The sequence below is a fragment of the uncultured Tateyamaria sp. genome, assembly GCF_947503705.1.
In the GTDB taxonomy this organism is placed as follows: Bacteria; Pseudomonadota; Alphaproteobacteria; order Rhodobacterales; family Rhodobacteraceae; genus Tateyamaria.
The window spans coordinates 238,805-260,464 of sequence record NZ_CANNES010000004.1 but is presented as its reverse complement, the minus strand read 5'-3'; the positions used below and the strand labels follow the sequence as shown (position 1 = coordinate 260,464).

Annotated in this window: 23 protein-coding genes; 12 read left to right on the top strand and 11 right to left on the bottom strand. The window is 63.6% G+C overall.

The genetic code is table 11. The features are described from left to right. Positions 1–11: 11 nt before the first annotated feature. Positions 12–974 (bottom strand): 4-hydroxybenzoate octaprenyltransferase, encoded by a 963-nt coding sequence (ubiA, locus tag Q1A44_RS11990; RefSeq protein WP_299624993.1) that lies wholly within the window; start codon positions 972–974, stop codon positions 12–14. Positions 975–985: 11 nt separating this feature from the next. Between ubiA and Q1A44_RS11985 the strand changes: the two genes are divergently transcribed. The 4 genes from Q1A44_RS11985 (at position 986) to Q1A44_RS11970 (ending at position 4,582) form a co-directional block, all read left to right on the top strand. Next, positions 986–1,705 (top strand): 16S rRNA (uracil(1498)-N(3))-methyltransferase, encoded by a 720-nt coding sequence (locus Q1A44_RS11985; RefSeq protein ID WP_299624991.1) that lies wholly within the window; start codon positions 986–988, stop codon positions 1,703–1,705. Beyond that, positions 1,702–2,565 carry a GNAT family N-acetyltransferase gene (locus Q1A44_RS11980; protein WP_299624987.1) on the top strand — a complete coding sequence of 288 codons (864 nt, stop codon included), beginning with the start codon at positions 1,702–1,704 and terminating at the stop codon, positions 2,563–2,565. Before Q1A44_RS11985 ends, Q1A44_RS11980 begins: the two co-directional genes overlap by 4 nt. Further along, positions 2,562–3,098, top strand: coding sequence for a hypothetical protein (locus Q1A44_RS11975; RefSeq protein WP_299624984.1), 537 nt, complete (start codon positions 2,562–2,564; stop codon positions 3,096–3,098). Before Q1A44_RS11980 ends, Q1A44_RS11975 begins: the two co-directional genes overlap by 4 nt. 113 nt (positions 3,099–3,211) lie before the next feature. Then, positions 3,212–4,582, top strand: a complete 1,371-nt coding sequence (locus Q1A44_RS11970; RefSeq protein ID WP_299624981.1) for a glutamate--cysteine ligase — start codon at positions 3,212–3,214, stop codon at positions 4,580–4,582. A 307-nt stretch (positions 4,583–4,889) separates the two neighbouring features. Here Q1A44_RS11970 and Q1A44_RS11965 read toward each other — a convergent pair whose 3' ends face one another. Then, a complete protein-coding gene (locus Q1A44_RS11965; protein WP_299624978.1) occupies positions 4,890–5,474 on the bottom strand; it encodes a hypothetical protein in 585 nt (194 codons plus the stop codon). A gap of 104 nt (positions 5,475–5,578) precedes the next feature. Between Q1A44_RS11965 and Q1A44_RS11960 the strand changes: the two genes are divergently transcribed. Next, positions 5,579–6,178, top strand: coding sequence for a TetR-like C-terminal domain-containing protein (locus Q1A44_RS11960; protein ID WP_299624975.1), 600 nt, complete (start codon positions 5,579–5,581; stop codon positions 6,176–6,178). Between the two features lie 13 nt (positions 6,179–6,191). Here the strand turns inward: Q1A44_RS11960 and Q1A44_RS11955 are convergent, their stop codons facing one another. Beyond that, entirely contained in the window at positions 6,192–6,815 is a 624-nt protein-coding gene (locus Q1A44_RS11955) for a LysE family translocator (RefSeq protein WP_299624972.1), read from the bottom strand. Between the two features lie 91 nt (positions 6,816–6,906). Between Q1A44_RS11955 and Q1A44_RS11950 the strand changes: the two genes are divergently transcribed. After that, a complete protein-coding gene (locus tag Q1A44_RS11950; protein ID WP_299624969.1) occupies positions 6,907–7,254 on the top strand; it encodes a hypothetical protein in 348 nt (115 codons plus the stop codon). Here Q1A44_RS11950 and Q1A44_RS11945 read toward each other — a convergent pair. Genes Q1A44_RS11945 through Q1A44_RS11920 form a run of 6 tightly spaced genes read right to left on the bottom strand, consistent with a single transcriptional unit; the run spans position 7,248 to position 11,892 of the window. After that, positions 7,248–7,511, bottom strand: coding sequence for a hypothetical protein (locus Q1A44_RS11945; protein ID WP_299624966.1), 264 nt, complete (start codon positions 7,509–7,511; stop codon positions 7,248–7,250). The two genes, Q1A44_RS11950 and Q1A44_RS11945, sit on opposite strands and share 7 nt — an antisense overlap. Then, a complete protein-coding gene (gene plsY, locus Q1A44_RS11940) occupies positions 7,511–8,125 on the bottom strand; it encodes a glycerol-3-phosphate 1-O-acyltransferase PlsY (RefSeq protein WP_299624963.1) in 615 nt (204 codons plus the stop codon). The genes Q1A44_RS11945 and plsY overlap by 1 nt, the downstream gene beginning before the upstream one ends. Then, positions 8,125–9,408 carry a dihydroorotase gene (pyrC, locus tag Q1A44_RS11935; protein WP_299624960.1) on the bottom strand — a complete coding sequence of 428 codons (1,284 nt, stop codon included), beginning with the start codon at positions 9,406–9,408 and terminating at the stop codon, positions 8,125–8,127. Before pyrC ends, plsY begins: the two co-directional genes overlap by 1 nt. After that, a complete protein-coding gene (locus Q1A44_RS11930; RefSeq protein WP_299624956.1) occupies positions 9,405–10,412 on the bottom strand; it encodes a DUF4268 domain-containing protein in 1,008 nt (335 codons plus the stop codon). The genes pyrC and Q1A44_RS11930 overlap by 4 nt, the downstream gene beginning before the upstream one ends. Further along, entirely contained in the window at positions 10,409–10,951 is a 543-nt protein-coding gene (locus tag Q1A44_RS11925; protein WP_299624953.1) for a hypothetical protein, read from the bottom strand. Before Q1A44_RS11925 ends, Q1A44_RS11930 begins: the two co-directional genes overlap by 4 nt. Next, complete coding sequence (locus Q1A44_RS11920; RefSeq protein WP_299624950.1) at positions 10,948–11,892, bottom strand: aspartate carbamoyltransferase catalytic subunit; 945 nt, start codon at positions 11,890–11,892, stop codon at positions 10,948–10,950. Before Q1A44_RS11920 ends, Q1A44_RS11925 begins: the two co-directional genes overlap by 4 nt. Positions 11,893–12,033: 141 nt before the next feature. Here Q1A44_RS11920 and Q1A44_RS11915 point away from each other — a divergent pair, with 141 nt between their 5' ends. The 5 genes from Q1A44_RS11915 (at position 12,034) to Q1A44_RS11895 (ending at position 19,120) form a co-directional block, all read left to right on the top strand. Then, positions 12,034–12,807, top strand: coding sequence for a uracil-DNA glycosylase (locus tag Q1A44_RS11915; protein WP_299624947.1), 774 nt, complete (start codon positions 12,034–12,036; stop codon positions 12,805–12,807). Continuing rightward, complete coding sequence (locus tag Q1A44_RS11910) at positions 12,800–13,411, top strand: LysE family translocator (RefSeq protein WP_299624944.1); 612 nt, start codon at positions 12,800–12,802, stop codon at positions 13,409–13,411. Before Q1A44_RS11915 ends, Q1A44_RS11910 begins: the two co-directional genes overlap by 8 nt. Continuing rightward, positions 13,408–13,950 carry a molybdenum cofactor biosynthesis protein B gene (moaB, locus tag Q1A44_RS11905; RefSeq protein ID WP_299624941.1) on the top strand — a complete coding sequence of 181 codons (543 nt, stop codon included), beginning with the start codon at positions 13,408–13,410 and terminating at the stop codon, positions 13,948–13,950. Before Q1A44_RS11910 ends, moaB begins: the two co-directional genes overlap by 4 nt. Positions 13,951–14,044: 94 nt before the next feature. Beyond that, the gene (locus Q1A44_RS11900) at positions 14,045–15,502 is read left to right on the top strand and encodes an HlyD family efflux transporter periplasmic adaptor subunit (RefSeq protein WP_299624938.1); all 1,458 of its coding nucleotides are present in this window, start codon (positions 14,045–14,047) and stop codon (positions 15,500–15,502) included. A 3-nt stretch (positions 15,503–15,505) separates the two neighbouring features. Then, a complete protein-coding gene (locus Q1A44_RS11895; RefSeq protein WP_299624935.1) occupies positions 15,506–19,120 on the top strand; it encodes an efflux RND transporter permease subunit in 3,615 nt (1,204 codons plus the stop codon). Here the strand turns inward: Q1A44_RS11895 and Q1A44_RS11890 are convergent. Next, a complete protein-coding gene (locus Q1A44_RS11890; RefSeq protein WP_299624932.1) occupies positions 19,117–19,941 on the bottom strand; it encodes a protein-disulfide reductase DsbD domain-containing protein in 825 nt (274 codons plus the stop codon). The two genes, Q1A44_RS11895 and Q1A44_RS11890, sit on opposite strands and share 4 nt — an antisense overlap. 161 nt (positions 19,942–20,102) lie before the next feature. Between Q1A44_RS11890 and Q1A44_RS11885 the strand changes: the two genes are divergently transcribed. Then, entirely contained in the window at positions 20,103–20,675 is a 573-nt protein-coding gene (locus Q1A44_RS11885; RefSeq protein WP_299624927.1) for a YqgE/AlgH family protein, read from the top strand. Here the strand turns inward: Q1A44_RS11885 and Q1A44_RS11880 are convergent. Beyond that, positions 20,672–21,604 carry an L-threonylcarbamoyladenylate synthase gene (locus Q1A44_RS11880; RefSeq protein ID WP_299624924.1) on the bottom strand — a complete coding sequence of 311 codons (933 nt, stop codon included), beginning with the start codon at positions 21,602–21,604 and terminating at the stop codon, positions 20,672–20,674. The two genes, Q1A44_RS11885 and Q1A44_RS11880, sit on opposite strands and share 4 nt — an antisense overlap. Positions 21,605–21,660: the final 56 nt, after the last annotated feature.

Genomic DNA, 21,660 nt, shown 5'->3' with positions numbered 1-21,660 from the left:
CCTCAGTTCAATCAAACCAGCAGCGCTATGCCAAAAAAGACCAGCGGAATCATGCCGGTGTCGCGATTGGCCCGAAAAAGCTGGAGGCATTTGTCAGGATTGTCGATGTCGAGGCCCCGCAATTGCCAGGCCATGTGCCAGCCCATCGCCCACGGCCCGCCAAGAGCGAGGACCATTGCCAGCACAGAGGCGTTTGGCAGGGCCGCAAAGATCACGGCAATTCCCATCAACCCGACCGTTACCATCAAGAACCGTCGCAGCCAGGGTGCCGTGTTTGTCCCAAAGAGACGCGCGGTTGATTTGATCCCGATCAGCGCGTCGTCCTCGGTGTCCTGATGGGCATAGATCGTGTCATAGAATAGCGTCCAGGCGATCCCGGCGAGGTAAAGCACAACCGCAGGCGCACCCAGGGACCCGGTATGCGCCGTCCAGGCCAGAAGGGCCCCCCAGTTGAACGCCAAGCCCAGAAAGACCTGCGGCCACCATGTGAACCGTTTGGCAAAAGGATAAACCGCGACAGGCACCAGCGCGAGGATGCCCAGAAGGATGGCATTCACATGGAAGGTCAGCAGGATGCCGAAGGCGATGAGGGCCTGAAGGCACATCCAGATCACTGCGCCCTTGACGGTGACCTGGCCCGACGGGATGGGGCGTGACCGTGTCCGTTCTACCTGCCCGTCGAAATCGCGGTCGGTGATGTCATTCCACGTGCACCCCGCCCCGCGCATTAGAAAGGCCCCTGCGGCGCAGCCGGCGGCGATCCAGGCGTCGTGCCAACTGGCCGATTGGGTCAAGAGCATCGCAAGCGTCAGCCCCCAGAGGCAGGGCAGGAGCAAGAGCCACGTGCCAATGGGCCGATCCGCGCGGCTGAGCCGCAAATAGGGCCGCGTGGCGACAGGGGCCCAAGTGTCGACCCAATTATCGGTGACCGCGTCGGCCACTTGACCATCTGGTGTAGGGTGCGTGTTGGTCATATGTAAGGCTCATGAGTGACGCAAAGATCCGCCTTTATGTAGAGCACCCTTTGGCCCCGGGGCAATCCGTGCCTTTGTCGCGGGAGCAGGCTCATTATCTGTTTGGCGTGATGCGCCTGTCGGCCGGGGCGGCCGTCCTGCTGTTCAACGGCACGGATGGGGAGTGGCGGGCCGATGTCGTCGAGGCGGGGAAACGCGGCGGGGTTTTGGTCTGCGATGTGCAGACCAAGGGCCTGCAGGTGCCCCCCGATCTGTGGCTGATGTTTGCCCCGATCAAGAAAGCACGCACTGATTTCATTGTGGAAAAAGCCGCCGAGATGGGCGCGCGGCGGATTGTGCCCGTACAGACCGAGTTTACCAATGCGGGTCGGGTGCAGCGAGATCGGTTGCAGGCCCATGCGGTGGAGGCGGCCGAGCAATGCGGGGGGACCTATGTGCCTGAGGTGGCAGAGATGGTCCGGCTGGATCGCGCCTTGGCGACCTTGGGCGACCGGCGCCTGATGTTTTGCGATGAGGCAATGGCGGGCGACACGCCCGCCTTACGGGGCAAGCCCGGCCCGTGGGCCATCCTGATCGGGCCGGAGGGTGGGTTTTCTGACCGTGAACGCGCCCGGCTGCACGCGATGGAACAGGCCCATGCGGTGGCCTTGGGCCCCCGCATATTGCGCGCCGATACGGCGGCGGTGGCCGCCCTGACGCTGTGGCAGATGGGTTTGGGGGATTGGCAATGAGTTCGCTGCGCCGTGCCGGGCCTCAGGATGCCGCGGCGATCGACGCGTTTCTCGCCCGCTTTGCCGCCACGTCTATGTTTTTACGCAGTAATCTGGCGCATTTTGGCACCTGCGATGAGGCGACGCCCCAAGGCACAACGTTTTTCCTGGCAGATGCCGGGGCCGGGATCACAGCCGTATTTGGCCTGACCAATCACGGCTATCTGTTGGCCCAGGCCCCTGAGGCATCTGCCGCGCAATGGGCCGCATTTCGCGACCAGATTGCGGGTCGCACATTGGTCGGGATGACTGGCGTTCCGGATCAAGTCCAGATGTGCCTGAGGGCTTTGGACCTGGCCGACGGCCCTTGGCAGTTGTTTTCGGACGAACCGCTTTATCACATCAATATTGCTGATCTTTTGTCAGGCCCCGTCCCTGTGCGCCGGGCAACGGCAGCCGATCAACCCCTGTTGGAACGCTGGTTTGCAGCATATGCCTCTGACGTGGGTCAAACTGCCCCTGGCGCTCCGCCCTCGGAGGCCACAAAGGCCCGCTTGGCGCGGTTGATCGACAGCCCCGATCTGGTGCTCTTCGAGGACGAGGGCACCCCCGTGGCCATGGCGGCGGTCAACGCGCGCCTGCCCGATACCGTCCAGATCGGCGGCGTGTTTACCCCCGACGGCATGCGCGGCAATGGGTACGCAAGGAAGGCTGTCGCGGGCCTTTTACAGCAGTGTCAGGCGGAGGGTGTGACGCAGTCAGTTTTGTTTGCCAATGGCGAGGCCGCAGCACGGGCCTATGAGGCCATCGGCTATCGCCTGATCGGCCAGTACAGGGTTGCCCACCTGCAAGCCCCTAAAATCATTGGAGAACCCTCATGAGCTTTATCAGGCCCGAAGCGACCGCCGCCATGTGGCGTTGGCGTGAAGTGCTGGTCGGGATCGCCTTGGCCGTACTGGCCCTGTGGTGGTTGGCGGGGCCGCAAGGGCTGCTGGGTTGGGTCGCGCCCGTGTTGTTGGTCGGGGCCGGGGCGCTGATCATGGTCGGCTTGCAACGGGGCCGCTTTCGCGGGGCAGGCGGCGGCTTGGGTGCCGTCATCGTGGATGAGGGTCAGATCACGTATTTCGGGCCCCTGACCGGCGGCGCGGTCGCCCTGCGAGAATTGGCGCGGCTGAGCCTTGACGGTGCGCAACGCCCCGCCCATTGGCACCTGGAACAGGCCGATGGGCCCCCTTTGATGATCCCGGTGGATGCCGAAGGGGCCGACGCCCTCTTTGACGCCTTTGCGGCGCTTCCGGGCCTCAGGACGGAACGGATGCTCGCGCAGATGCGCGACACGCCAGAGACGGCTGTTGTGATCTGGGAACGTCCGCGCCCGACACTGGTGGATATGGTACCGCAGGGCAGGGCCTGATGCGCATTTCTGCGCAGCGACCTCTGACCCGGCGCAGGGCGGCGCTGCATTGACACGCCAGCCAAATCGCCGCATCCCTTGCACCTCATGGCCCAGAAAAGCGGAGCGCGCAGATGTCTATTCCTCAATCCGGCGGCGGGCCGATCGAACATCATGACCAGCTGGCGGAATACATGGCGTCGGGGTGTAAACCCAAGGCGGATTGGCGCATCGGGACGGAGCATGAAAAGTTTGGCTATTGCCAGGACACGCTGAAACCTTTGCCCTTTGAGGGGGCGCGGTCGGTTGAGGCGGTTTTGGGCGGATTACGCGACCGGCACGGCTGGAACGAGGTGCGCGAGGGCGGCAAGCTGACGGGGCTGGCCAAGGGTCTATGCAACATCTCGCTGGAGCCGGGCGGCGCGCTGGAACTGGCCGGCGCACCGCTGGAGACGATCCACGAGACCTGTGACGAGGTGAACCAGCATCTTGCGGAAGTCACTGAAGTTGCAAACGAAATCGGCGTGGGTTTCATCGGATTGGGGGCGGCCCCGCACTGGACGCATGAGGAAATGCCGCTGATGCCCAAGGGCCGTTACAAGCTGATGGATGCCTATATGGGTAAAGTCGGCACGATGGGCCGGACCATGATGCGGCGGACTTGTACGGTGCAGGTGAACCTTGATTTTGCGTCCGAGGCGGACATGGTGCAAAAGATGCGTGTGGCCGTGGCGTTGCAGCCTGTGGCCACCACGCTGTTCGCAAATTCGCCGTTTTTCGAGGGCAAGATCAACGGCCACAAATCCTGGCGCAGCCGGGTATGGCGCGACCTGGATGCGGACCGCACGGGCATGATCCCCTTCATCTTTGAGGACGGGTTCGGGTTCGAGGCCTGGGTCCAGTATGCCCTTGATGTTCCTATGTATTTTGTCTATCGTGACGGAAAATATATCGACGCGTTGGGCATGTCATTTCGCGATTTCATGGTCGGAAAACTGCCTGCTTTGCCCGGTGAAACACCGACGCTGAGCGACTGGGCGGACCATATGACAACGGCCTTTCCCGAGGCGCGCGTGAAGAAGTTCATCGAGATGCGTGGGGCGGATGGTAATCCGTGGCGGCGGCTCTGTGCGCTGCCTGCGTTTTGGGTCGGTTTGATGTATGACCAAACGGCGCTGGACGCGGCCTGGGACCTGGTCAAGGACTTTGATGCAGAGACGCGCGAAGCCCTTAGAATACAGGCCTCTGTCGATGGTTTGCAGGCCCGTGTGGGCGACATTCGGATGCATGATCTGGCGCGCGAAGCGGTGGCGATCAGCCATGCCGGATTGCAGGCGCGGGCGCGTGCGGGGGCCGGTGGGATGATCCCGGACGAGACCCATTTTCTGAACGCGCTGCACGAGAGCATCGATACCGGTAAGGTGCCCGCCGATGAGCTGCTGGAGCATTATCACGGCGATTGGAACGGCGACGTGACGCGGGTTTTTGCGGACTATTCCTACTGACCCCGAGACGGGCCGCCCGGTCGGGTTAATGGGCCGTGCGGTGGTTAATATCAGGTAAAACGTACAGTTTTGACGGCAAACCATACGTTTTGAGAGCGGCCCGACGACCCGATTTGGGTGGATTTTGCAAGAGCGTACAGTCTTGGGTGCAAACTGTACGTTTTGCGTTTGGGATTCGCCTTAACCTTTGGGTCACACTTGCCCCGCGTTAAGGTTTGGATGTGAGTGGTAACTTTTGGTTAATATTTCGGGCCAGACCGACAGGTTCCAATACCCTTTGGCGACGCCGACGCACGTAACCTTTCGGTTAGCTTTCTACACGGAAAAACGGGAATGCCGAAGGCTCGGACGGTCGGGTTTCGCAGCGGTTGACCGTCTGGTCGCCAAAGCGCAGACGATCACCGCCCATGTCGACCAACACAAAATCCATGTCCACACAATCTGTCACCAGAAAGGGTGGGCCTGACACGCAGTCGGTTATGTCCACCGCCGTCCCGATTTCCAGCGGACAGTCCTGCATATTGATGGCGCGCCAAAGATCGGGGGCGTCCACGAAAATCGTCAGTTCGGATTTGTCATTTACGAAGTCCACCGCCAGTGCGCCGTCCACCGGGTCATGTGCGCCCAGGATCGTATATGGGCCGACCGACGCATAGGTGAACAAGGGTTGCTGCCCCGCAGGGTCCCCGAACGCCTCGGTTTTCAGGGTCTGTACCGTGCCGTCCAGCGTCATGGTCAGCTGAATATAGGCCGAGGCGCTGCCATCCGGTGCCGGTTGCTCGGCCAGTTCGGATTGCCAAGTGCCGATCATGTTTCCTGCGGTTGTGTCCGCCCACGCGGCGCCTGCCGCGAGGACGGACCATCCAAGTGCCGTGAGTGTTTTGAGATCCATGCTGATTTTCCTCTGAACTAGTCAATGACAAGAATCTTGTCAATGACTGGATAGGTGACGCCCCACATCTTGTCAACGACCGGATTGTTTGGCATGCAGAAGCCATGGACAGCACGACGAAACCCACGCAGCGGTATCACCACGGGGATTTGCGCCCCGAATTGGTGCGGATCGGGCGACAGATGATCGAAGACGAAGTGAGTCCATCCTTTCGGGGGCTGGCGCGGGCAGCGAAGGTTTCGCACAGCGCGCCGCAGCATCATTTCCCGACCTGGGGTCATGTTTTGGCGGCCTGCGCGGCCGATGGCTATCGCGAGCTTTCCGCGGATTTGGAACAGGTTCGGGCCGCGTCGGGGGCGGACCCCCGAGATGCGATGTTTCGGATGGGTGACGCCTATCTGGATTTTGCAGGCCGGTCGCCGGTCATTTTTCGCCTGATGTTCAACAAGAGCGCGCTGGACGTGCGGACAGAAGAATTGGAGCGCGAAGCGAGCGCCGCCTATGGCCATCTTGCATCGGCTGTGCGCGCCCTTGATCCGGCGATGACGGATGTGAAATTCGACACGTTGATCAATTCCCTCTGGGCCTTGATCCATGGGATGAGCGTTTTGCACATCGAAGGGCAGGTGTGCATTTCGCCCACGACGACCCTGACTACGCCTGCGTTTTTGCGCAGTGGATTGGCGGCCCTGATCGCGCGGTGAATGGCTGTGTGCCTTACCCCAAGCGCGCTGTCAGTATTCGCAGTGCTGCCGCGCCAAAGAAGACTGCAAAGACCGCCTCGAACACCCGTTTGGCTCGTGCGTAGCCCCGCATCATCGGCCCCGACGAAAAGATCAGTGCGTAGCCGTGGAACATTGTCAGGCTCAGACATCCTACCGATCCGATCACGATCAGCAGCCCTGTGACCGGCGTTCCGGGCGGCACGCCCACGGAATAGAGCGCGCCGAAGAAGAGGATTGCCTTGGGGTTGGTCAGGTGCAGCCCCAGCCCCTTGGCGTAGTGCCCTTTGAGCGATTTCTGTGTCACCGGCGGGATTTTCAGCGCCGCCCCCAGCCATGCTGCCCGCGCCGATTTGAGCGCGAGCCATCCCAGATAGGCGGCCCCCACATAGCGCACGACTTCGAACAGCCAGACATTGGCCAGCATGATCGCCCCCAGCCCGAAGGCCGCCCCGACCGACCACATGAACGACCCCGTTGTGACCCCTGCGGCGACCGCCAGCCCCGCCTTGCGCCCCGATGCCATGGACGTGCCCGCGATCGTCAGCGTGGCGGGCCCGGGGCTGCCTGCGGCCAGAAGTGCGGCGAAGAGGATGAGCGTAAGGTTGATTTCTGACATGGTGTGCCCTTGCGGTGTGATAGGCTGAGTAGAGCGGCCTGTGCCGGTGCTGTCCAGTCATGCCGTATGCTTTGAAGCGAAAGGGAATGAGATGGCGGATGTGAAGCGACGTTTGGTTTTGGGCGCTGTGGTGGCCCTGGCCCTGGGGGCGGGCCCCGTGTTGGCCCAGGGTTTGACCGGCACTTATGTGGCGGAGGGGCGCAACCCCGATGGGTCGTCCTATAGCGGGACGGTGCAGATGACCCAGAGCGCTAAGGCCGTCAGCATGGCCTGGCAGGTCGGTGCGTCGAGCTATATCGGGACGGGCGTGCAGGAGGGTCGTGTCCTGACCATCAATTGGGGGCAGGCGACCCCTGTGGTCTATGTGCTGATGCCGGATGGGACGCTGCATGGCACCTGGGCGGATGGCTTGGCTTTGGAGAAGCTGACCCGTCAGTGAGCGTGGGTGTCGGGTTTGAGCGCCAGCACAAAGGTGGTGACTTTGGCGGCGGGCATTTCGCAGGGTTTGAGTTTTGGCCCTGTGGCCAGATCGTACCAGTTGAGGCTGATATAGTCGGGACCGCTCAGCTCCTCGGCCACCAGTTTGATGGATTTGCCGCCTGCAAAGCTGGATTTGGTGGCCACGTAGCGTTTGCCGTTGGCTGTGCCTGTAAACGTGCCCACGGGCAGGGCGTTGAGCGCCGTGCCGAAGTCCATCACCCGGATTTCTTGCCGATCTTGGGTTCGGTGCCCGCCCGGATGCGTTTGATGTTTTCCCGGTGCCGCCAGAAGACGAGAATTGTCAGGATCGCGCCCCAGATCATGGCGCTGGGCAGCCCCATGAACATCAGCGCAAAGGTTGACGTTGATGCGGCCAGCAGCGCGCCCATGGATGAGATCCGTGTCATCCCCGCGCCCACCAGCCAGGCCACGCAAGATACGATCCCCACAGGCCAGGCCAGCGCGAGCAGCAGGCCCAGGAAGGTCGCGACCCCCTTGCCGCCCTTGAACTTGAGCCAGATGGGGTAGCAGTGCCCGATCATGGCGGCGAGGCCCGCAAGCTGTGCGGCGTCCTCGGCCCCTGTCAGCGCGCGCGCCAGTAGCAGGGCGGCGGCCCCTTTGGCCCCGTCCAGCACCAGCGTGAGCGCGGCGGCCGTCTTGTTGCCCGTGCGCAGCACATTGGTGGCCCCGATATTGCCCGACCCGATGTCGCGCAGATTGCCCAGCCCCATGGCGCGCGCCAGCACCATGCCAAAGGGGATCGACCCCATAAGGTATCCGATCACAGCCCAGAGGGCCAAAACAGCAGCGGTAGATTCAAGAATGGGCATCAGGACCTTTGAAATACGGGGGTGCCAGAGACATATGTGGCGATGACCTTACCCTGCATCCGCGCGCCGTCATAGGGCGTGTTGCGCGATTTTGAGCGCAGTGTGGTCCGGTCCATCACGAACGGCGCGTGCGGGTCAAAAAGCACCAGATCGGCGGGGGCACCAATGGCCAGCCGCCCACAATCAAGGCCCAGCCGTGTGGCCGGGTTCAGCGACATCGCCCGCCAGAGCGTGGGCAGATCGACGGCGCCTGCGTGAAAGAGCTGCATCGCGGCGGGCAGGAGTGTTTCAAGCGCCACGGCACCGGAGGCGGCGGCCTCGAACGGGAGCCGCTTGCTTTCCTCGTCCTGGGGCGTGTGCATGGAACTGATCACGTCGATCAGGCCCGATTGCACGGCTTCGGCGATGGCGAGGCGGTCGTCTTCGTCGCGCAGGGGCGGCTTGATCTTGAAGAAGGTGCGGTAGTCGGCCACGTCCAGCGCGTTCAGCGTCAGGTGGTGGATCGAGGTGCCTGCGGTAATGTCGAACCCGTTCTGCTTGGCCCGTTCCAGCGGGGGCAGGGCGCGGGCGGCGGTGATCTGGTCGGCGTGGTATTTGGCGCCCGTCATCTCGATCATCGCGATGTCACGGTCCAGCCCCATCCGCTCGGCCATGGGCGACACGGCGGGCAGGCCGCGCAGCGACGCAAATTTGCCGGAGGTCGCAGCCGCCCCCTGGCTGAGGCCCGGATCCTGGGGGTGGGCCAGCACAAGCGCGCCAAGCGAGCGCGCATAGCTGAGGGCGCGGGCAAAGACCTTGCTGTCGGTAACCACGTGGTCGCAATCGGTGAAGGCCACGGCCCCTGCATCCAGCAAAAAGCCGATTTCCGTCATTTCGCGCCCCATGCGCCCTTTGGTCAGGGCGGCCATGGGCAGGACGTTCACGGGTGCGGCCTCGCGGGCGCGGCGGATCACGAATTCGAGCGCTTCGGGGTTGTCGATGGCGGGGTCGGTGTCGGGCCGGGTGACCATGGTGGTCACACCGCCCGCCGCGGCGGCGAGCCCCGCACTGCCAAAGCTTTCCTTGTGCCGCTCGCCCGGCTCGCAGACCTTGACGCCGATATCGACAAGGCCGGGGCCCAGATGCTTGCGGTTGCAGTCGACGGTCTGGCCCGCCTCGGGCAGGGGGCTGTCATCGGTGATGATGGCGCTGATCTTGCCCCCGGCGATGCCGATAGCGCCGGTGGTGACGTTGCCCGCCTGCGGGTCGATCAGCCTGGCGTTTGTGAGAAGGAGGTCGGTCATCCCAGCATTATCCCTGTTTCCCGGTCCAGTGATCGCACCGGTTTTTCAAAAGCTCTGTGGAACGCGATGATAGTCGTGACCAGCCATTCATGCTGGTTGGCCCAGTCATCCGGTTCAGCGACACCGCTTGACGATTTCACAATGCAAATTCGGGCGTCTTTTTTCGTCGGAAGTTCCTGCCAGTCGAGTGCAAAGCCCAAAGAGGCTTCGATGCTGTCTTTTTCCTGTTTCAGCAGGTGAAAGTACCCTTTGGCGGTCTCTCCAGACAGGTAAATCTCGACGCGGATTTCATTCGCGGGACGGCTTGTGGCGAGGTTGAGCCCGACGCCTGCCTTGCCGATGCTGTGTTGTATCCATGAGCTTGCCTGAGGCATTACCGGATTGAACGGAGGTCGGGCGGCAATGAGCCTGGATTGAAGTGCCGTCCAATACGCCAATTGCGCGGCTTGGGTCGGCGAAAGTTCCTTTCTCGAAGCTGCGGCGCGTTGCACTTCCTTGGCATGGCGTGCCCATGAATTAGGTTTTGCGACAACGTTGAAGCGTGGTGCTGGAGCACTGTCATCAATCCGCCAAAGCTCAATTTCCACGCCGAAGACTTGGAAATCCTCTTCGGTCACGGAATTGAGCAGCGCGATTGCTGCTTCATGTTCCTCGCGGACTTCCTCGGCAAGCCAGATCAGGATTTTGGCGTCCTCACCGGCCGCATATGTCAGCAGCTTTCCAAGGTGGTCGTGGTCTGACCGACCGTACTGGTTTTCAATCAGCACGTTGGACGGAGAAGGTCCAGTTGTGCGGCAAAGAATGTCACCCCGAAAGGTCCCGACGGCGGTTTCTGTGCGGATTAATTCTAGCCCATCCGCTCCTAGTCCCAGAGTATCGGCCAGGATCGCAATATTGTCCTCTTGGGCCAGCCAAGGTGTGAAGTCTTGTGGTTCGCTGGGCCAAATTGATTGGATGCGTTTCACGCGCATCAATTGCCCGAGGTTGCCTGTATTGTCGGTCATCCTGAGATCCAGATCATCGCCCAGGTGAGCAGGCCCAGCACGATCAGGGCGATGGTGGCGATGCGTCCTGACATGGCGGCGTCGGAGGGTTTCTTTTTCACCGTCTCGGGGGGCGCGGTGAAGGGTTTGGCCGCCTCTGAGGTCACCGTTTCGGTCGCCCGGTAGTCGATGCGGGTTTCGCCATAGGTGCCGATCAGCGTAAGCGCCGGTTGTGGTGCAAGCGTGGTTGCCGCGTCGCCAAAGGCCTGGGAGAAGACAATCAGCACCCAGCCTCCGAGCTTTTCCAGCTTGGCCCGGTCGGGGGTCAGTTGATCTTCGGGCACGGCGTTGCCTTCGCTGAGATAGCTCAGGATGCCCACCCCTTCGAGGTCGGAGAGCGGGAACACTTCGACAAATTCGGTGTCGAGGTCGCCACCCAGCGCCGCGCTGATGGCGGTGGGATTGTCCTTGAGCGTCTTGGCCTCGGCATCGGTCATGGAGAGCGCAAAGAGGCGGATCACGCCGCGTTCGTTGGCGGGGATGTCCAGGGTTTGGGTCATGCGGCCCCCCTGACGGTGGCGAGGTTGCGGGCCAGCAGGTCCATCGCGGCCATGCGCACGGCGACGCCCATTTCGACCTGGTCCTGGATCACGGAGCGGTTGATGTCGTCGGCCAGCGTGCCGTCAATCTCGACCCCTCGGTTCATGGGGCCGGGATGCATGACGATGGCGTCGGGTTTGGCATGGGCCAGCTTGGCCGCATCCAGCCCGAAGCGGTGGTAATATTCCCGCTCGGACGGGATGAACCCGCCATCCATCCGCTCGCGTTGCAGCCGCAGCATCATGACCACGTCCACGTCTTGCAGCCCCTTGGCCATATCGTCATAGACCTCGACGCCGAACTCTTCGATCCCCGAGGGCATGAGCGTGGGCGGCGCGATGAGCCGGATCCGATTTTCCATCTTGCCCAGCAGGATGATGTTGGACCGCGCCACGCGGCTGTGCGCGATGTCGCCGCAGATCGCGATGTTGAGCCGGTGCAGCCGTCCTTTGGCCCGCCGGATCGTGAGCCCGTCGAGCAGCGCCTGGGTCGGGTGTTCGTGCCGCCCGTCGCCTGCGTTCAACACGGCGCAGTTCACCTTTTGCGCCAGCAGGTCCACGGCGCCGGAATGAGGGTGCCGCACCACCAGCAGGTCGGGGTGCATGGCGTTGAGCGTCATGGCGGTGTCAATCAGCGTCTCGCCCTTGGAGATCGAACTGGCCTGCATCGCCATGTTCATCACATCCGCGCCGAGCCGTTTGCCCGCCAGCTCGAAACTGGCCTGCGTCCGCGTCGAATTCTCGAAGAACATGTTGATCTGGGTGAGCCCTGCCAGCGCTGTACCATGTTTGGATGCGCCCCGGTTCAGCGTCACGTACTCATCGGCCAGATCCAGCAGCGTCACGATTTCCTCGGCCCGCAGATGTTCGATGCCCAAGAGATGTCGGTGGGTAAAGGTCATGGCGGTCCTTTGGCTGGTTTGGGTGCTTATAGGCGTGGTGGTGCCATGGCGGCAAGCGGCGGGATTTCCAAATTTAGGGGAACACTGAAGTGCTGTGTGTTGGGCGTTTTGGTTCTGCTCCGGGCAGGGTAGAGTTGGTGCATGGATTCGGTTGAGTATCATAGCGCGGTGGCGGCCCTGGCCTGGCAGATCGAGCTGGGCGTGGATGAGTGTATCGCGGATGCGCCGGTCAATCGCTATGACGTTCCGCCCCCTGCGCCCAAGCCTGTGGCGGCGGCCCCGCTCGCCCGGTCGGCCCCGACGGCCCCGGTGCCTATGGCGGAGGTTGATCCGGTCGCCGTGGCCCGTGTGGCGGCGGAGGCGGCGCAGGACCTCGACGGGTTGCGTGCGGCCCTGGCCGCCTATGAGCATTGCGAGTTGAAGCGCGGCGCCCGGAATCTGGTGTTTTCAGATGGCGTGCCGGGGGCTCGTGTCATGATCGTGGGCGAGGCCCCGGGTCGCGATGAGGACCGTGAGGGCCGCCCTTTTGTGGGTCGGGCGGGCCAGTTGCTGGACAAGATGCTGGCTGCCATCGGACTGGATCGGGACAGGTCCGTCTACATCACCAATGTGCTGCCGTGGCGGCCGCCGCAGAATCGCGACCCCAAGCCCGAAGAGATTGCGATGATGCAGCCGTTTTTGCATCGCCATATCGCGCTGGCCGCGCCCGAGGTCTTGGTCATCGTGGGCAATCACAGTTGTCAGGCCTTGCTGGGCAAGCGGGGCATTACACGCCTGCGGGGGGATTGGGTGGAGGCGCAGGGCAAGCCTGCGCTGCCGATGTTTCATCCGGCCTATTTGCTGCGCAATCCGGCGGCCAAGAAAGACGCCTGGGCCGATTTGCTGAGCCTGAAGGCGCGGTTGCGCGATGGTTGATCCTGTGATGCTTTTGGCCTTTGTCCCTGCGGGGCTGGCCCTGAACCTGACGCCGGGGGCGGATATGATGCTGTGCCTCGGCCAGGGGTTGCGGTCGGGGCCGCGTGCGGCCTGGGCCGCGAGTGCGGGCATTGCGCTGGGCGCTTTCATCCACACGTTTCTGGCGGGTCTGGGCCTTGGTGCCGTGGTGGCGACGGTGCCTGCGGCCTTTGAGGTGATCCGCTGGGTGGGCGTGGCCTATCTCTTGTGGCTGGCGGTGCAGACGCTGCGCCATGCGGGGCAGGCGGCGGACATGCCCATCGTGAGCACGGCGCGGGCCTTTCGCACCGGGTTGATCGTGAACCTGACCAATCCCAAGGTGATCCTGTTTGTGCTGGCCTTTGTGCCCCAATTCGTGGTGCCGGAGGCGGGGTCGGTGTTGCTGCAATTCCTGATCTTTGGCGCGATCCTGAGCGCGGGCGGCTTTGTCATCAACGGTGCTGTTGGCGTCTTTGCAGGTGGGGCGGGCCAGCGCTTTGCGCGCGGCAGCCGTGTGCTGGACTGGCTGTCGGCCAGCGTTTTTGCAGGTCTTGCCCTGCGCCTTGCCATATTGGAGCGGACATGAGCCGGATTGACGAAAGCCTTGATTTCATTGCCATTCGCATCGCCGTTTTGACGGTGAGCGACAGCCGGTCACTGGCGGAGGACCGGTCGGGCGATGTGCTGGTGGACCGGATCGCCAAGGCGGGGCACGTGTTGGCCGACCGGAAAATTCTGGCCGATGAGCGCGCCGAGATTGCCGATCAGCTGCGGGCCTGGTGTGCGGACCCGGCCGTGGATGTTGTCATCTCGACCGGGGGCACGGGCCTGACGGGGCGGGATGTGAGCGTCGAAGCGCACCGCGATGTCTATGAGAAGGAAATCGACGCTTTTGGCACCGTGTTCACCATCGTGTCGATGCAAAAGATCGGGACCAGCGCCGTGCAAAGCCGGGCGACGGGTGGTGTCGCCAATGGCACCTACCTTTTTGCGTTGCCCGGCAGTCCGGGTGCGTGCAAGGACGCCTGGGACGAAATTCTGGAGCGTCAGCTCGATTATCGGCACCGGCCCTGCAACTTTGTCGAAATTTTACCCCGTTTGGACGAACATCAGCGACGGAAATAGCGCGCGACACCGTAACAGCTTTGTGGCTTGGTATTTTGGCGCGCGCTTCTACGTTATGATAGACTGGAGCCGTCGCGGTTAAAGGCGTGTAAAGATGAGATTTTTGAGGCAGAGCCTGATTGGTTTGGTGCTGGCGGCCCTTAGCCTGGGGCTGTTGGCCTATGCCGCTGTGCTGGTGGGAGGCGCCGTTCAGGACCGGCTGGCACGCGAAACCAAGGCGCCGCCTGCGCGCGAGCGCGTCTTTGCCGTGGGCGTCGTGCGGGCCATGCCCGGTGTCGAAACCCCTGTTTTGCAGAGCTTTGGCGAGGTGAAAAGCCGCCGGACGCTGGAACTGCGTGCTGCCGCAAGTGGTCGGGTCGTGATGCTCGACGACGCGTTTGAGGATGGCGGTGTCGTGCGTGCGGGGCAGGTTCTGGTGCGCATTGACCCCGCCGACGCCCAGGCCGGGTACGAGCGTGCGGAGGCCGATCTGCTGGATGCGGAGGCCGAGTTGCGCGATGCGGAGCGCAGTATTGTCCTGGCCCGCGACGAGGAAACGGCAGCCCAGGATCAGGTGGATTTGCGCGAGCGCGCGTTCCAGCGGCAAGTGGATTTGGCCGCTCGTGGGGTTGGCACGGCTGCCGCGGTCGAGACGGCCGAATTGGCCGCCGCCGCCGCGCGCCAATCGGTGCTGTCGCGCAGGCAGGCCGTGACCGTGGCCGAGGCCCGGATTGATCAGGCCCGCACGCGTCTGGCCCGTGCGCGCATCGCGCTCAGCGAGGCGGAGCGCGCGTTGGCCGACACCACTCTGGAGGCCCCTTTTGACGGCACGCTGAGCGAGACGGATCTGGTGCAGGGTCGTCTTGTGTCGGCCAATGAAAAGCTGGCCGTGCTGATTGATGCGCAGGCGTTGGAAGTGTCGTTTCGGGTGTCGACCGCCCAATATGCGCGGCTTTTGGATGCCAGCGGTGATGTGGTTGCGGCCCCGGTTGTTGCGACCCTGGACGTGTCGGGTGTGGATTTGACGGCTGAGGGCGTCATTCACCGTGCCAGTGCGGGGGCCGGAGAAGGCCAGACCGGGCGGCTTGTCTTTGCCCGTTTGAACAGTGCCTTGGGCTTTAAGCCTGGCGATTTCGTGACCGTGGCCGTGCAGGAACCGGCGTTGGACAACGTGGTGCGCTTGCCCGCCTCAGCCATCGATTCCAATGACACTGTGCTGGTGTTGGGCGCAGAAAACCGGCTGGAGTCTGTTCCGGTCACCCTGGTCCGGCGGCAGGGCGATGATGTGCTGGTGCGCAGCCCTGAACTGACGGGCCGCGAGGTGGTCGAGACCCGTTCCCCCCTTTTGGGCGCCGGAATTTCCGTGCGCCCCTTGCGCACCGATGACACCGGGGCAGCGCCCGAGCCGGAGATGCTGGAGCTGTCGGCGGATCGCCGCGCCCGTCTGGTCGCCTTTGTCGAGGGCAACCCGCGTATGCCCGCCGAGGCAAAGGCCCGTGTGCTGGCCCGCCTGAGCGAAGACCGTGTGCCCGCCCGGATGGTCGCCCGCCTGGAAGGGCGGATGGGGGGCTAGCGCATGGTCCGTGCCATCCCCAAGGCCGCTGGCGGCATCCTGAGTTATTTTGTGCGCCACCGCACCGTCGCCAACCTGTTGCTGCTGGCCATGCTGGTGGCGGGCATCGCGGCGATGCCCAATATGCGGGCCCAGTTTTTCCCGGATGTGATCATCGACAATGTGACGGTGAGCGTCACCTGGGATGGCGCGGGGGCCGAGGATGTCGATGCAGGCATCGTGCAGGTGCTGGAACCCGGGTTGCTGGCGGTTGAGGGGGTGGAAACCTCGTCCGCGCTGTCGCGCGAAGGCTCTGCCTCGATCACGCTGGAGTTTGAACCCGGCTGGGACATGGGCCGGGCAGCCGATGATGTGCAGACGGCTGTTGATGCAGTGACCACCTTGCCCGACGAGGCGGATGAACCGACTGTGCGTCGCGGTGCCTGGCGTGACCGGGTCACGGATGTGGTGATCACGGGGCCGGTCAGCCCCGAGCAGCTGGGCCTTTTTGCCGACGAGCTGGTTGTGCGCCTCTTTGCCGAGGGTGTGACGCGGACCACCATTCGCGGCGTGGCGGCCCCGCAGATCATGGTCGAGGTCCCCTCGATCCGGCTGATCGCCAATGATGTGACAATGACCGACATTGCCAGCGCCATCGCGGCCGAGGTTGACGCCAGTCCCGCCGGTGATGTGACGGGGGCCAATGCGCGTGTCCGCACCGGGATCGAAAAACGCAGCCCCGAAGAGATTGGCGGCATCGTGCTGCGTTCGAATGCGGATGGCTCAAAGCTGCGCGTGCGGGATGTGGCGACGGTCACGCGGCTGGGCAGCAATCGCGAGCGCAGCTATTTCGTCGCCGACGATCCAGCGGTTTCGATCCGGGTGGATAGGTCGAACCAGGGCGATGCCATCGCCATTCAAGGCGTCGTCGAAGAGGTGGCGGCAGAGCTTGAAGCGACCTTGCCCCCTGCGGTGTCGGTTGAGCTGATCCGGACGCGGGCCGAGGCCATTTCGGGCCGTCTGGATATCCTGATCGACAATGGGCTGGTCGGTCTGGGGTTGGTCATCAGCCTGCTCTTTTTGTTCCTGAATGCGCGCACAGCGTTTTGGGTCGCGGCGGGCATTCCGGTGGCGATGTTTGCGGCCATTGCGCTGATGTATGTGGGTGGTCTGACGATCAACATGATCTCGCTTTTTGGGTTGATCATCACACTGGGGATTGTGGTGGATGATGCGATTGTGGTGGGCGAACATGCCGATCATCGCCATCGCAAGCTGGGGGAGGCCCCGCTGGTCGCTGCCGAGAATGCGGCGCGGCGGATGTCGATGCCCGTTTTTGCCGCGACGTTGACGACGGTCATCGCTTTTTTTGGTCTGGTGGCGGTGGGTGGCCGCTTTGGCAACCTGATCGTCGATATTCCCTACACGGTGATTTTTGTGCTGATCGCGTCGCTGGTCGAATGTTTTCTGATCCTGCCACACCATATGGGTCATGCGTTGGCCGCGTCGGCCAAGGGCGGGTTCAGCCGTTTGCGTCTGGCCCTGGCCGTTGCCAGTTTGGCCGTGTTGGCGGCGGTGGTCAGCGGGGCGCTGTCCTATGTGTTGTGGCCCGAGGCTTTGGTCGGTTGGGCCGAGGCCGCGCCGTACCTCGTGGCAGGGCCCGCGGTATTGGCAGTCGGGCTCTTGTTCAGCCCGCGCCGGGCCAAGGTTGCCTGGGTCGGAGCCATGGGCAAGCAGGGCCTCGACACGCCTTCGACCATCGTGAATGCCGGGTTTGACTGGATGCGCGCGCGCCTCTTTCGTCCGTTCATGGCGGGGGTCATTGCCTGCCGCTATGCGGTGCTGGCGGGGGTGTGCGTGGTGCTGGCGAGCCAATTGGCGCTGTTCATTCAGGGCGATGTGCAATGGCGGTTCTTCAACGCGCCCGAACGCGGGTCGGTCACCGGCAACTTTGCCATGGCCGAAGGGGCCACGCGGGCCGATACCCTTGAGATGATGCGCGAAATGCAGCGCGCGACCGAGGCGCTGGGCGCAGAATACGAGGCCGAACACGGGCGCAATCCCATCGACTATGTGATTGCCGAAATTGGCGGCAATGCGGGCCGGGGCCTTGCGGGCACCGACAGCAAGGACAGTGACCTGCTCGGCGGGATTTCCATCGAACTGATCGACGCGGACCTGCGCCCCTATTCCTCGTTCGCCTTTGTGGCGGCCTTGCAGGACGCGGTGGTGCATCATCCACTGGTCGAAACCGTCAGCTTTCGCGGATGGCGCTCTGGTCCCGGAGGCGATGCGCTGGATGTGGAGTTTTTCGGGGCGGACACGGACACGTTGAAAGCCGCATCCGAGGACCTCAAGCGCGCGCTTTTGCAATACCCGGAGGTGAGCGCGGTCGAGGACAATCTGGCCTATGACAAGGAAGAGCTGATCCTTGATCTGACGGCGCAGGGCCAGAACCTGGGCTTTACCATCGACATGTTGGGAAGCGCCCTGCGCGCCCGTCTGAATGGAATCGAGGCGGCAACCTATCCCGATGGCGCGCGCAGTGCCGAGATTAGGGTGGAATTGCCCAAGGGCGAGTTAACGGCCGATTTTCTGGACCGCACGCAGATGCGCACGCCTGCCGGCGCCTATGTGCCGCTGGCCGATATCGTGAGCGTCGAGCAGCGCACCGGCTTTTCCACCGTGCGCCGCGAGAATGGCATTCGTCTGATTTCGGTGAGCGGTGACATCTCTGAGGACGACCCGGCCCGCGCGTCCGAGATCAACGACGCGCTGGCCGAAGACATCCTGCCCACCATCGCCGCCGAGCGGCAGGTGGAGTATCGCCAGGCGGGGCTGAACGAGCAGGAGAACGACTTTTTGAGCGATGCGCTGACCGGGTTGATCCTGTGTCTGGCGGGGATTTATGTCGTGCTGGCCTGGGTGTTTTCCAGCTGGACCCGGCCCATGGTGGTCATGGCCATTATCCCCTTTGGCCTTGTGGGCACCATTTATGGTCATGCGCTTTGGGATGTGCCGTTGAGCATGTTCACGGTGGTAGGCCTGTTGGGCATGACCGGTATTATCATCAACGATTCCATCGTGTTGGTGACCACCATTGATGATTATGCACAGGATCGAGGCCTGATCCCGTCGATCGTTGACGGCGCGTCGGACCGGCTCCGCCCGGTGCTGTTGACCACGCTGACGACGGTGCTGGGGATGTCCCCGCTGCTGTATGAGCAGTCGCAGCAGGCGCAGTTTCTAAAGCCCACGGTGATCACGCTGGTCTATGGGTTGGGCTTTGGCATGGTGCTGGTTCTGTTGGTGGTGCCCGCCCTCGTGGCGGTGCAGCATGATGTGGGCCGCCAGATACAGGCGATGCGCCGGGGTCTGGCGCTGCGCAGTGGCGCGGTGCGCTGGGGTTTTGTCCTGCTCTGGGCGTTGGTGCTGACCTGGCTGGGGGCCACGATGGGCCACGCGTTCTGCTTTGGCGCGCTGCCTGCCGCTTTGGTCGCGGCGCTGCCTGTGCTGGCGGGCATGGCACCGATGCCTGCGGCACTGGCCCTGTTTTCGGGCGGGGTGCTGGTGATTGGGGTGGTCGCCTATGTGCTGGCGGCCGTGGCCTGGCAGATTGTGCGGATGCGCCGGGCTTAGCCTGCGGTACAGCCCTGCACATCCACGGCATAGTCGCCGCCAAAGATCGTGATCCGCACGGCGGAGCGGTCGATGCCAAAGGCGCCACCCTCCATGTGCACCATATCGCTGATGGCTGTCACCGTGTCGCCGCTGCGGGTGGTTCTGGCTTCGCTGATCCAGAGCCCCTTGGTGCCGGTTTCGATCACCGCAACCTCGCGTCCGCCGGTGTGGGGCAGCGTCACCCGCGCCTCGATCCGCATCCCGTTTTCGGTGGGTGACAAACGGCACGTGGCCGAGGTCACACCCGCCTCGTCACTGGCATAGGGCGTGTCGGCGAGGGCCGCCACGATGGCCGGCGTGGGGCTGAGGTCGGGCGCATCGAGCATCGTGTCGATGTCGATCTGGTGGGGCATGCAGACATCGGCGCAGACGCCCAGCGACATCTTGGTCCGCAGGCGCACCGGCTTGGCCGGGTTGTCGGGTGTCAGGTACATCGGGATGACAACCTGGCCCTTGTAGCCGATGGATTGCATGCCGTTGTCTTCGTAGACATGCGGCGTCGGCCAACTGATCGAAACAGCCGACAGGTTGCGCGCCCGGCTCCAGTCGAAATGGGGCGGGATGCCTGCATCGCCCGGGGCGCGCCAATAGGTTTTCCAGCCCGGGTCCAGCGTCAGCCGTACCGCCGCGAGCCTGCGCCCGTCGGGCAGGTCCCAGCCTTGCAGCACATCGGCCTGCACCGGATCGTCAAAAGGATCCTGCTGGGCCAGCGCGGGGCTGGCGATCGTCATCAAGGCGGCAAGGCCAAGGGGCAAAAGGCGGTTCGGGGCTGTGTTCATGGTGCCTACATGCCCCTGCGCAGGCAGAAATCCAAGTCACGTTCTGGTCAAATCGCCGTGCATTGCGGCCTGCGCCGTGTTTTGCCTGCGGCATTGGCAGCCCTTGCGGTGGGTCCATTGGCCGGGCATCCTTGGCCCCATGACAGCATTCGTGATGTTTCATGTCTGAGCCTGCCGCCCTTGATCTGACCGGCATGTTGCTGGTGGCGATGCCGGGGATGGGCGATCCGCGTTTTGACCGCTCGGTGATTTTTCTGTGTGCCCATTCGGCGGACGGCGCGATGGGTCTGATCGTGAACAAACCTGCGGCGGGCATGGCGTTGGGCGATCTGCTCCATCAGTTGGAATTGCAGGCCCATGGCCCGGCGCACACGGCCCCGGTGTATTTTGGTGGCCCGGTCGAGACGGCGCGTGGTTTTGTCCTGCATACCTGCGACTACCAGTCCCGCCTGAAGACCCTGAATGTAGGTGATGATTTTGGCATGACTGCGACGCTGGATGTGCTGGAGGATATCGCCCGGGGCGCAGGCCCGGAGCGCGCGCAGGTGATGCTGGGCTATGCTGGTTGGGGGCCGGGCCAGTTGGAGGGTGAGATTGCCCGCAATGGTTGGCTGACGGCCGAGGCCCATCCCGATCTGGTTTTTGGCCCGCAAGACGCGGACAAGTGGATGGAAGCCGTCAAGTCGATGGGCATTGATCCGCTGGGCTTGTCAGGCGCGGCGGGACGGGCCTAGCGCGGGGCGGCGGCCCGTTGCAGCCGGTCGTTGATCGCGCGCCCCAACCCGGTGTTGGGGATGGGGGCGATGGCGATGGGTTTGCCCGTGTCGTTGAGCCGGTGCAGGTGCTCAAAGAGGTTGGCCGCCGCCTCGATCAGGTCGCCCGTGATCGAGAGGTTCAGATCCGATTGCATGGGCCCAAAGCCCAAGAGCACCTCGCCCGCGTGCGCCGCATTGGCGTTCAGCCGGACCGGGGCATTCGGAGCGTAGTGGGATTTGATCTGGCCGGGGGCGGTGATTGTGTCGCCCGCCTTGGCGAGGGGGCCGGTGATCTTTTCGATCTCTTCGGTGGGCAGGCCGCCGGGGCGCAGCAGGGCCGGAGGCGTGCCACCGACGATGGTGGATTCCAGGCCCACCGAGCAGGCCCCGCCGTCGACAATTGCGTCAAGTTTGCCGCCCAGCCCGTCGGCCACGTGGGTCGCTGTTGTGGGGCTGATCCGCCCGGAAGGATTGGCGGAGGGCGCGGCGATGGGCCCGTTGAACGCGTGCAGCAGCGCCTGGCCCACAGGGTGGGCGGGCACCCGCAGGGCCACGGTGTCGAGGCCCGCGGTGACCAGCGGCGCGATGCCGCTGTCTGCGCGCAGGGGCAGGACCAGCGTGAGGGGGCCGGGCCAGAAGGCCTGCGCCAGCTCAAGGGAAATGTCGTCGAATCGGGCGATGGACTGGGCGGCAGCCAGATCGGGGACATGCACGATCAGCGGATTAAAGCTGGGCCGACCTTTGGCCGCAAAGACGCGCGCCACGGCCCGATTATCGCGCGCATCAGCGCCGAGGCCATAAACCGTCTCTGTCGGGAAGGCGACAAGACCACCGCGCGCCAGCACGTCGGCGGCCGTGGCAAGGCCGCTTGCATCGCTGGTCAGAATTTCGGTCTGCAACTTGCTCATCTCTGCCTGTCGTGACGCCGCGTTTGAGTTGCGCAGGTCCCCCCTGCGCCGCATCT